The 10,157-nt window shown below is 60.3% G+C and carries 10 protein-coding genes and 1 pseudogene; 9 read left to right on the plus strand and 2 right to left on the minus strand.

Annotation, left to right across the window (positions count from 1 at the left end; translation table 11 throughout):
- Nucleotides 1–172: 172 nt before the first annotated feature.
- A complete protein-coding gene (locus P1U48_RS06490; protein WP_301068124.1) occupies nucleotides 173–547 on the plus strand; it encodes a hypothetical protein in 375 nt (124 codons plus the stop codon).
- Here the strand turns inward: P1U48_RS06490 and P1U48_RS06495 are convergent.
- Nucleotides 478–975: an IclR family transcriptional regulator C-terminal domain-containing protein gene (locus tag P1U48_RS06495; RefSeq protein ID WP_301068125.1), complete on the minus strand. Its 498-nt coding sequence runs from the start codon at nucleotides 973–975 to the stop codon at nucleotides 478–480. The two genes, P1U48_RS06490 and P1U48_RS06495, sit on opposite strands and share 70 nt — an antisense overlap.
- A 46-nt stretch (nucleotides 976–1,021) precedes the next feature.
- The gene (locus P1U48_RS18170) at nucleotides 1,022–1,159 is read right to left on the minus strand and encodes a hypothetical protein (RefSeq protein WP_366142866.1); all 138 of its coding nucleotides are present in this window, start codon (nucleotides 1,157–1,159) and stop codon (nucleotides 1,022–1,024) included.
- A gap of 229 nt (nucleotides 1,160–1,388) precedes the next feature.
- Between P1U48_RS18170 and P1U48_RS06500 the strand changes: the two genes are divergently transcribed.
- The 8 genes and pseudogenes from P1U48_RS06500 (at nucleotide 1,389) to P1U48_RS06535 (ending at nucleotide 10,110) form a co-directional block, all read left to right on the plus strand.
- Nucleotides 1,389–1,991, plus strand: a complete 603-nt coding sequence (locus tag P1U48_RS06500) for a TRAP transporter small permease (RefSeq protein WP_301068126.1) — start codon at nucleotides 1,389–1,391, stop codon at nucleotides 1,989–1,991.
- A gap of 2 nt (nucleotides 1,992–1,993) precedes the next feature.
- Entirely contained in the window at nucleotides 1,994–3,280 is a 1,287-nt protein-coding gene (locus P1U48_RS06505; protein WP_301068127.1) for a TRAP transporter large permease, read from the plus strand.
- 35 nt (nucleotides 3,281–3,315) lie between these two features.
- Nucleotides 3,316–4,338 carry a TRAP transporter substrate-binding protein DctP gene (gene dctP, locus P1U48_RS06510; RefSeq protein ID WP_301068128.1) on the plus strand — a complete coding sequence of 341 codons (1,023 nt, stop codon included), beginning with the start codon at nucleotides 3,316–3,318 and terminating at the stop codon, nucleotides 4,336–4,338.
- 64 nt (nucleotides 4,339–4,402) lie between these two features.
- The gene (locus P1U48_RS06515; RefSeq protein WP_301068129.1) at nucleotides 4,403–5,569 is read left to right on the plus strand and encodes an acyl-CoA dehydrogenase family protein; all 1,167 of its coding nucleotides are present in this window, start codon (nucleotides 4,403–4,405) and stop codon (nucleotides 5,567–5,569) included.
- An 11-nt stretch (nucleotides 5,570–5,580) separates the two neighbouring features.
- Nucleotides 5,581–6,852 (plus strand): acetyl-CoA hydrolase/transferase C-terminal domain-containing protein, encoded by a 1,272-nt coding sequence (locus P1U48_RS06520; protein WP_301068130.1) that lies wholly within the window; start codon nucleotides 5,581–5,583, stop codon nucleotides 6,850–6,852.
- Between the two features lie 17 nt (nucleotides 6,853–6,869).
- On the plus strand, nucleotides 6,870–7,991 hold the full coding sequence (locus P1U48_RS06525; protein ID WP_301068131.1) for a CaiB/BaiF CoA-transferase family protein: 1,122 nt from the start codon (nucleotides 6,870–6,872) through the stop codon (nucleotides 7,989–7,991).
- Nucleotides 7,992–8,459: 468 nt separating this feature from the next.
- Nucleotides 8,460–9,646, plus strand: a pseudogene (locus P1U48_RS06530) (integrase arm-type DNA-binding domain-containing protein).
- Entirely contained in the window at nucleotides 9,643–10,110 is a 468-nt protein-coding gene (locus tag P1U48_RS06535; protein ID WP_301068132.1) for a hypothetical protein, read from the plus strand. The pseudogene P1U48_RS06530 and the gene P1U48_RS06535 overlap by 4 nt, the downstream one beginning before the upstream one ends.
- Nucleotides 10,111–10,157 lie beyond the last annotated feature (47 nt).

The following is a 10,157-nucleotide window of genomic DNA, read 5'->3' on the forward strand; positions in this document are numbered from 1 at the left end:
ACACCCTGAAGGGCCGGGGGGGCGAACGGACCCGCATCGCATGGGTGGGCTTGCCTGGCCGCTCTTGTTTGATCACGGACAGCCTGGAGGGCGGCAGGCTCTGCACCGATGACATCGGTCAGCGTGAGTCAGACGGGTTCCAGACTCTGACCGCCAGACTCGGACCGACCGGGTGAAGGATGTGATCATTTCGGGCGGGACCAGGATCTGTCCGCGTGATGTCGAAGAGGTTCTGGCGCGCCATCCCGAGGGGATCGCGGCCGCGGTGGTCGGCGTGGCGGATCGTGAATCGGACGAACGCGTCAAGGCGTGTGTCGTGCTGAGCGTTGGCAGCACCGCGCGCGAGGCCGAACTGAAAGACCGGTGCCGGGTCGAAATGGTCTCGTTCAAGAAACCAAGTTTCCACGCATTCCTGCCGAAGACCGCCTATGGCAAGGCGCTCAAACCGGAATTACGGCAGTTGACCGGTGTTGGGCGCTATGTGCCCGGCTCAGTCTCGACCGGAATTGGCGGCGAGGTGAAACCCTTGATGCTTTGGGTCAGGTAATTGGCCCCGAACTCGACCGCGATGGCCTGATGCATCCGTGCGGCAATGTCAGGCATGAGATCTTCGACTCGGGTCAGGGGGCCGGCAACGGTGATCGCATAGATACGGTCCTCAACGGCATCGACGCTCAGTGGGGTGCCGGAGCCGTAGCGTTCGAATTCAACCTTGCGCAGCAGCGACGCGCGTTGTTTGGCGGGCCATTGGCTGAGGATCGACCAGCCCGAGGCCGTCGCATGGATCGGGACATACTGACCGACCTCGGCAGCATATCGAATCCGGGCCGGGGAATCGATCACCTCAAGGAACACAACGCTCTGACCCGCAGCAGCACCGATGCAGACCGTTTCGCTGGTTTCGTTCCGCAGGAATTTGCCCAACCGGATGATCTGGTCCGGCACAGGTTCGGTCGAGGGCACCCGTTGAGCCATCGATTGCCAGCGGGGCGTCGGCTAAAACCGCCCACGGCCAGAGGGTTCATACAGGTAGCCGCGTGCGGTCAGGGTGGACAGGAGGTTGTAGGTCGAGGATCAGTGGCCACTCAAAGTTCTCGGACACGTCCGCCAGACTTGCAGGACGTCCCCGCTCTGCGAAGAACTCGAGTAGATCGAGCACTTTTTCGACCTGCCGTACCTGCGTTACTTACCTCCGGTTGCCGTCGCCAGTGCATGATTGTCTATATATTGAGACAATATGCAGAAATTGGCCATTAATGCCCACGGTTAAGGTAAGTGCAGCCGATTACTGGAGATGGGGTGCAGATTTACGCTATTAATCCTGAAGCTTGATATGTTGACTCGTCAAGATGACCTGCTTATTCAATTATGAAAACTTATCGTCCATAATGATGTCTACGGTCGAGCTTCGAGGAGGAAGAATGCAAGGGTTCGATCGCCAGGACGGATCACGCGCCGAGCGTCATTTTTCCAGACTGGAGGAGGGCCTGCTGCGCATTGCCGGCATTTGCCTGGCTCTGATGATGTTCGTGGTCGTTGGTGATGTCATTGGTCGCTACGTGTTCAATTCACCCTTCAGTTGGTCCTATGATCTTATCGGGCTGTACCTGATGGTGGCGGTCTTCTTTCTTACCCTGTCGGCCGGGCTGGCCGGGCACCACCACATCAGCGTCGATCTGGTCCGCAACAAGCTTCCGGTACGGTTGCGCAACATTCTGCTGGGCATCGGCTACCTGGCTTCGTCCGGAATGATCTTTCTGATCTGCTGGACCGGAGTTGAGCGATTTATCGAAGCCTGGACCAAGGGCGAACGGCTGGCCTCTTCAGTCGGCTTTCCGACCTGGGTGCCCTATGCCCTGGTCGCTCTGGGGTCGGGTGTCGCGGTGATCCGCTGCTTGCAGCGCACAGTCGAACACGCGCGGGCCGCGATCACCGGAATTGAACCGGCGAGACTGATGCCGGAAGACACCAGCATTTTGCCGGACGCCTGAGGATGTTGGTTGCACTGACCCTCGGTCTGCTGGCGTTTCAGCTTATCATTGGCCTTCCCGTCGCCCTTTCGATGCTGGTTGCCGGTTCCGTCGGGCTCTGGGCCTTCGGAGGCGCGCCGATCCTGATGGGGATTCTCGGCACAACACCGCTGAGCACCGCGAATTCCTATGAGCTGATTACCATTCCGATGTTCATCCTGATGGCCGAATTCGTCATCGTTTCGGGGGTGGCCTCAAGCCTGTTCACCTCGGCGATGATCTGGGTCGGGCGCCTGCGTGGCGGCGTTGCTATGGCCACGGCCCTTGCCGGGGCCGGGTTCGGCGCGATTTCCGGGTCGAGCACCGCGGCAGCGGCTACGCTGGCCTCGACCTCGCTGCCCGAGATGATGCGACAGGGGTATGATCCGAAACTGGCGGGCGGGGTCGTTGCCATTTCAGGCACGCTCGCCATGCTGATCCCGCCGTCGATCGCGCTGATCCTCTTTGGTATTCTTGCCGATGTCTCGATCTCCAAATTGCTGATCGCAGGAATCGTACCGGGTCTGATCGTCGCCTCTTCGATCATTGCGACGGTTGCTGTGCTGGTCTTCATCTGGCCAGAGTCCGCCCCCACAGGCCGCGCCTATACGATGCGCGAAAAATTCGCCTCGCTCAGCCGGGTCGGCCCGATGCTGGTGCTGTTCTTTGCCGTCACCGGCACCATCTATACGGGGATCGCCACCCCGACCGAGGCCTCAGCCATCGGTGCATTCGTCGCGATGATCCTGGCCATCGTGCAGGGCGGCATGCGGATGCCCGGTTTCATGGATGCGCTGGTGCGCGCCTGCCTGACCACCTGCATGATCCTGTTTGTGATCCTTGGCGCGCATGTCTTTGGCTATTTCTTCACGATTACGCGGGTGACCAACGATATCACTTCATGGGTCGGGGGGCTGCCGCTGGCGCCGCTGACGATCATGTCGATCATCCTGCTTGGCTATATCGTCCTTGGCTTCTTCATGGATCAGGTCGCCATCCTGATCCTGACGGTGCCGGTGGTTTTGCCCGTCGTGCTGGACCTTGGGTTCAATCCGATCTGGTTCGGCGTCCTTGTCGTGGTCACCGCCGAACTTGGCATGGTGACGCCCCCCCTTGGCATGAACGTCTTTGTGGTCGCGCGATATACGCGCCGACCTCTGGGCGAATTGTTCCGGGGCGTCCTGCCGCACATCATCGCGCATGTGTTGGTCATCGCTCTGCTGACCCTGTTTCCGGCAATCGTCCTGTGGTTGCCGTCCAATCTCAAATGACGCCTGAACATTCATAATATGAGGAGGTACTGAAAATGTTAAAGATAACGAAAATCGCGAAGGGCATTCTTGGCCTTGCGCTGACCACAGCCGCATCCACCGCCATGGCACAAGAGAGTCTGCGGATCGGCGACAGCTTTCCGGTTGGGCATTATATCTCCGAGAACCTGACCAAGTTCTGGATGGAAGAAGTGACCCGCATGTCGGATGGCGGTATCACCTTCGAATATTTCCCGGCGCAGCAGATGGGGAAGGTCAAGGATCTTCTGTCGCTGACGCAAACCGGTGTGCTCGACATCGGCTATGTCGCGCCCGCCTATGTGGCTGACAAGATGCCTCTGTCTGCGGTTGGCGAACTGCCCGAAGGCTTCTCGACCTCCTGCGAAGGCACCAAGGCCTATTGGGAGATCGCCAAGCCCGGCAACATTCTGGACCAGGCCGAAATCGCCCAGGCAGGCATGCGTCTGCTGATGGTCATGGTTCTGCCGCCCTATCAGATCTACACCGGCGACCGCGCCATCGAAGGCCTGGCATCGTTCGAAGGCATGAAGCTGCGCGCGACCGGCGGCGCGATGGAGATCACCGCCAGGAAACTGGGCGCCGTCCCGGTCCAGATGCCCGCACCCGAAGTGCGCGAGGCGATTTCGCGCGGCACGCTGGACGCGGTTCTCTTCCCGGCATCTTCGCTGCTGCCCTATGAGATCGTGCCGCACCTCAAGGAAGCGACAAAGGGTATGAACTTTGCCAGCTTCGTCGTGACCTACATGATCAGCCAGAAGAAGTGGGATGCGCTGTCGCCCGAGAACCAGAAGATCCTGTCGGAGGCTGGTGAGGCGGCAACCATGCACGGCTGCGAAATCGCCGACCAACTGAACACGACCGACAAGAAGACGATCGCTGATGGGGGCGTGAAATTTGTCGACTTCTCCGCCGAGGACACGACCAAGATCAACGCCCTTCTGGCGAAGGTCGGTTCCGAATGGGCCGACGGCCTCGAGGCGCAGGGAAAACCCGCCAGGAAGATCCTGGACGCCTTCCGGAATGCCCTTCCGAAGTAACCCTTATGACCCTGCCCGCGATGATGCTTGGGCAGGGTTAAACCCACGATAAAAAGGCCAGATGATGAACTTTGAACTGACAAGCGAACAAGAAGCCATCCGCGACGCGATCGAACGTATCTGCGCGGATTTCGACGAGAGCTATTGGCTCAAGAAAGACCGCGACGGCGGCTTTCCACAAGATTTCTACGATGCGCTGGCCAAAGAGGGCTGGTTGGGGATCTGCACGCGAGAAGAGCAGGGCGGGTCCGGGCTGGGCGTGACCGAGGCCGCGATCATGATGCGGACGATTGCGGAATCCGGGGCCGGGATGTCCGGGGCCTCGGCGGTTCATATCAACATCTTCGGTCTCAAGCCGGTGGATATCTTTGGGACCGAGGAACAGAAGAACCGAATGATCCGCCCGATGGCGGAGGGGCGCGAAAAAGCCTGTTTCGCCGTGACCGAGCCGAACACCGGGCTGAACACGACGCAATTGAAACTCAAGGCAGAAAAGCGCGGATCGACCTATCATGTCACCGGGCAGAAGGTCTGGATCTCTACCGCTCAGGTGGCAGACAAGATCCTGTTGCTGGCGCGGACCACGCCGCTTGAGGAGGCCAAGAAACCGACCCAAGGGTTGAGCTTGTTCTATACGGATTTCGACCGCGACCGGATCCGCGCGCGCGAGATCGAAAAGATGGGCCGCAAATGCGTCGACTCGAACGAGTTGTTCTTCGAGGATTTCCAAATCCCCGAAGAGGACCTGATCGGCGAAGAAGGCGAAGGGTTCAAATACATCCTGCAAGGGATGAACCCGGAACGTATCCTGATCGCCGCCGAGGCGGTCGGTCTGGGCCTTGCGGCGTTGAAACGCGCGACCGCCTACGCCAATGAACGTATCGTATTCAATCGCCAGATCGGTCAGAATCAGGCGATCCAGCATCCACTTGCCAGGAACTGGTGCAATCTCGAAGCGGCCTGGATGATGGCATTGAAGGCGGCGTCGCTCTATGACGCTGGCAAACCCTGCGGAGCCGAGGCAAATGCCGCCAAGTATCTCGCAGGCGAGGCCGGGTTCGACGCGTGCCAGCAGGCAGTAATGACCCATGGTGGCTTTGGCTATGCCAAAGAATACCACGTCGAGCGTTACCTGCGCGAGGTCATGGTGCCCCGCATCGCCCCGATCAGCCCGCAACTTGTTCTGAGTTATATCGCAGAGCGCGTGCTGGGACTTCCGAAGTCCTATTGAAAGGCGTGACGATGGCAGATGCCGACCGGGCGGCGGATTTCTCCTTCGTTCCCTACATCAGGCCCGGCGATCGTGTCATGGTGGGCCAGGGAACCGCGGAGCCGCAGACACTTCTCAGGCGGCTTCTGGAACAGGCGCGGGCAGGAGAACTGCCTGCGTTTACCCTGTTTCTCGGGCCGGTGTTCAGTGACAGCCTGTCGGGTGGTGTCCCCAATAGCGTCAGCGTTGAAAGCTATGGCGCGATCGGCGCAACCCGCGGGCTGATGCGCGAAGGGCGGCTGGATATCTTTCCAACCCATCTGAGTTCGCTGAACCGGGATATTCTGTCCGGATTGATCCGTGTGGATGTCGTGTTGTTGCCGTTGCGTCCGGCGATCACCGGGGCCGGCTGGAACCTGGGCATCGCGCGGGATATCGCATTTGCCGCAACCCATCGCGCCCGTGCCGTGATTGGAGAGCTTCAACCGAACCAGCCGCAGACGTTCGGTGGGGACGTCCGTGATCTTGTGGTGGATGCTATGGTTCAGGCCGAGGGGGGGCCGGTCGAACTGCCGGTTACACGCCCCGACGACGTTTCGCTGCAGATTGCGGCGCATGTGGCGCCCCTCGCCCCTGATGGGGCGGTGCTTCAAACCGGCGTCGGCGGCATCCCCGCAGCGGTTTGTGCGGCATTCAGGGATCATCGCGACATCGGCGTTCATTCCGGAGCAGTGCCGGACGAGATTGTCGATCTGGTGGAGCGCGGGGTCGTCACCAATGCGCGCAAAGAGGTCGATGCGGGAGTTTCGGTTACGGGCATGCTTCTGGGCGGTCGCAGGCTTTATGACTTTGCACACCGGAACCAGGTCTTTCGGCTGGCGGGGCATGAGACAACCCATGCCCATAGGTCTTTGTCGCAGCTTTCGCGCCTGTTCGCCGTCAATTCGGCGTTGGAGGTCGACCTGACTGGGCAGGTCGGCGCAGAGGTGGCAAATGGGCGATATCTTGGTGCTGTCGGCGGGCAGGTGGATTTTGTGCGCGGCGCGCAGGCATCGCCGGGTGGGCGATCAGTGATCGCTTTGCCCTCCCGCACCGCGCAGGGCGATAGCCGAATAGTTTTGCGTGCCGGTATCGTGACCTGCGGGCGCGCCGATGCAGATACATTCGTGACCGAACATGGCGTCGCCGAACTGCGCGGACAGCCGGTATCGGAGCGCGTGAAACGGATGATTGCCATCGCGGCACCAGAGCACCAAGAGGCGCTGGCCCGCACATGGCGTGATACAGGGATGGCATTGAAATGAGTGGACCACTGCAAGGTATGAAGTTTGTGGAATTCGTTGGGATCGGACCCGGTCCCTTTGCCGCAATGTTGTTGTCTGATCTCGGGGCTGAGGTGATCCGCATCGACCGGATCTCAGCATCCGGGAACGGTATTGCGCGGCCAGTTGAGTTTGACTTCGCGGCGCGCGGACGATCCAATATCGCGCTCGACCTTAAAGATCCTGCGGCCATTGAACTGGTGCTTGATCTGATTGCGCAGGCCGATGGTCTGGTTGAAGGGTTCCGGCCCGGCGTGATGGAACGGTTGGGCCTTGGCCCGGATGTCTGCCTGGAACGCAACCCCGCACTGGCCTATGGCAGGCTGACCGGCTGGGGGCAGACAGGACCGCTGGCCATGACGGCCGGGCACGACCTGACCTATCTGGCGCTGACCGGCGTTTTGAATGCTATTGGCCGTCCCGGGCAAGCCCCGGTTGCGCCGATAAACCTGGTTGGTGATTTTGCTGGCGGCAGCCTGTTTCTTGTCATCGGTCTGCTGGCTGCGGTCCATTCCGCACGGCTGAGTGGGCAGGGACAGGTCGTGGATTCGGCGATTGTCGATGGGGTTAATCTTTTGGCGCTGCCGCTGGCCGGTCTGATTGGCGCGGGGATTCACGATGGCGCACGGGGAGAAAACCTGCTGGACGGGGGCGCACCGCATTACGACAGCTATATCTGCGCGGATGGCCGATACCTGGCCATTGCCCCAATTGAGGGCAAGTTCCGGCGCGAACTGCTGACAGGCCTTGGATTTGACCCCGACGGTTTCCCGGATGTTGGCGACAAACGAAACTGGCCCGAGGCCCGGCGCTTGCTGGCAGCACGCATTGCGGAACGTTCGCGCGATGACTGGGCGGTCGTTTTTGCCGAGAGTGACGCCTGCGCGGCGCCGGTGCTGGATTTCGACGAGGCGGCCGCGCATTCTCACGCACAGGCAAGGGCAGCGTATGTCGACGTCGGCGGCCATCGCCAACCGGCCCCGGCACCGCGATTTTCGCATACGCCGCCCGATCTTCCGACCCCGCCGCAGGCGCGCGGCGCGGGGTACGACGCGCTGAGCAGCTGGGGCATCTCGCGCGCGCGTATCAGTCAGCTTCAGGCGGTAGGCGCCAAAGGATAGGCGCGTCTCGCGGCCATCAATCCGATACTTCATGTGCCAGAGGCGCGCCTGCGAGGGCTGATGTCACGTAAAGCCCGTGGAAGTCGGCGACCTCAAAGGATCTGTCCTTGGGTTTCAGGATCCGAATCCGGACTTTCGGTCAGTGGCATTTGAGGCATTGCTTTTCTGCGTCACCCTCGGTGCCTCCGTAGCTGCCCCGAAACAGGGGCCTTCTATCGGACCGCGTCAAACACTATCGGACAAGCCGCACCGTAAAAACCCTTATACACCGGAGGTTTTTACGTCATTTGATGATCTTGGATGAGAAAGTGGTGCCGCTGAAGGGCGTCTAAAATCTATATCTTGATACACCCCGAAACACCGATACCCCAATAAAATATGGTTTTTCTGTATTTTCGCGGTCTCACAGTGCTTCACAACGCCCCATAGCATACCATATGTTGAGGGGGACTGAGAGGGGGACTGGAAATGGCCCGTGCCATTAATCGCCTGAGTGCATCCGGGGTAAAGACCGCCAGTGTCGGCAAACACGCGGATGGCGGCGGGCTGTGGCTGGTCAAGAACAAGGACGGCGGCGCGAAATGGGTGTTGCGGGTGACGGTTCACGGCAGGCGGCGCGAAATGGGGCTTGGGGCCTATCCTGACCGCTCACTGAAAGAGGCGCGCGAGGTGGCCGACAAATGGCGGGCCGTGGTGCGGCAGGGCCTAGACCCGATCAAGGAGCGCGAACGCCAGCGCCGCGAGGCCGCGCGAAATATTCACATGCTGGCCGATATCGCGCACGACGCCTTTGAAAGCCGCAAGGCCGAACTAAAAGGCGACGGCAAGGCGGGCCGCTGGTTTTCCCCGCTGGAACTGCATGTCCTTCCCAAGCTGGGGAAGTGCCCGTCGCTGATATCGACCAAAAGGATATCCGCGATACCCTCGCCCCGATCTGGCACACCAAGGCCGTGACCGCGCGCAAGGCGATGAACCGGCTCGGCATTGTCCTGCGCCATGCGGCGGCGCTGGGGCTGGAGGTCGATCTACAGGCGACGGACAAGGCCAAGGCACTGTTGGGCGCGCAACGGCACACAGCCACCAATGTGCCCGCGATGAACTGGCGCGAGGTGCCCGCGTTCTACCAATCGCTGGACGGCGGCAGCATCACGGAACTGGCGTTGCGCCTGCTTATCCTGACGGCGGTGCGCTCCAATCCGCTGCGGCACCTGCACGTCGATCAGATCGACGGCGACGTCTGGACCATCCCCGCGACCGCGATGAAAGGCCGCGTGGGGGCCACAAGCGACTTTCGGGTGCCATTGTCGGCAGAGGCGCAGGCGGTGGTCGCAGAGGCGCGCAAATTCGCCCGCGATGGCTTTCTGTTTCCCGGTGCCAAGCGCGGCGTCATATCCGACATGACAATGACGGCGTACATGGACCGGCGCGGGTTGAGCGAACGCCCGCACGGGTTCCGGTCCTCATTCCGTGACTGGACCGCAGAGGCGACAAACACGCCGCGAGAGGTGGCCGAAACCTGCCTTGGACATGTCGCTGGTGGAGCGGTTGAACGCGCCTATCGGCGCACGGATTTCTTGGAGCAGCGGCGGGCGCTGATGGAACGTTGGGCTGCTTCTTTGGCCTTTCGCGGCAACCAGATTGTGAAGTTTGCATGAGCAGTCCCGATAAGACATCCAAACGAAACCAGTATCGCAGCGATTTTTTGGCCGTTGAGCGCGCGTATAGCGCTCGGAATCCCGAGACGAACTGTACTTATTCGACCCCTAGACAAGCACTGATTATTGCCAACTTCGTGTTGCGTTGGAAGGAGACAGGACAGCACAGTTTCCTCGATGTTGCGATCCAGTACTGTGACGACCACGACCTGCCAATCTTGAGAGTGTTGAGAAAGTATCTGGCTGAATCTGCCAGACTCAGGAGTCCGCTTCAAGAAACCAAGGCATGGAAAGAAGGCCATAAAAATAGTGCCTTTAGGCTGATGACTCAATTGATCCATTCTGGCGCGTCCTTAAGTGAAGCCGCTGGAAAGGCAGCAGCTTGGCTCAATGATATGGGTGTCGAGTACATGGCCAGCACCCTAGAGAAGCAGTATACGGAAGCAATGAGGTCGGGTGGGTAATCCCCCCCGAAAGTAGGGGGCTGCATAAGTAGAATTTTCTCGCCAAG

Origin of the sequence: Pseudooceanicola sp. (genome assembly GCF_029213205.1) — a bacterium.
In the GTDB taxonomy this organism is placed as follows: domain Bacteria; phylum Pseudomonadota; class Alphaproteobacteria; order Rhodobacterales; family Rhodobacteraceae; genus Pseudooceanicola.

What these genes read in the sequence shown, in the direction of transcription:
- P1U48_RS06505 (WP_301068127.1), top strand. Translation starts at nt 1,994, where the DNA reads ATGTTGGTTGCACTGACCCTCGGTCTGCTGGCGTTTCAGCTTATCATT.
- dctP (WP_301068128.1), top strand. Translation starts at nt 3,316, where the DNA reads ATGTTAAAGATAACGAAAATCGCGAAGGGCATTCTTGGCCTTGCGCTG.
- P1U48_RS06515 (WP_301068129.1), top strand. Translation starts at nt 4,403, where the DNA reads ATGAACTTTGAACTGACAAGCGAACAAGAAGCCATCCGCGACGCGATC.
- P1U48_RS06495 (WP_301068125.1), bottom strand. Translation starts at nt 975, where the DNA reads ATGGCTCAACGGGTGCCCTCGACCGAACCTGTGCCGGACCAGATCATC.
- P1U48_RS06520 (WP_301068130.1), top strand. Translation starts at nt 5,581, where the DNA reads ATGGCAGATGCCGACCGGGCGGCGGATTTCTCCTTCGTTCCCTACATC.
- P1U48_RS06525 (WP_301068131.1), top strand. Translation starts at nt 6,870, where the DNA reads ATGAAGTTTGTGGAATTCGTTGGGATCGGACCCGGTCCCTTTGCCGCA.
- P1U48_RS06535 (WP_301068132.1), top strand. Translation starts at nt 9,643, where the DNA reads ATGAGCAGTCCCGATAAGACATCCAAACGAAACCAGTATCGCAGCGAT.
- P1U48_RS06500 (WP_301068126.1), top strand. Translation starts at nt 1,389, where the DNA reads ATGATGTCTACGGTCGAGCTTCGAGGAGGAAGAATGCAAGGGTTCGAT.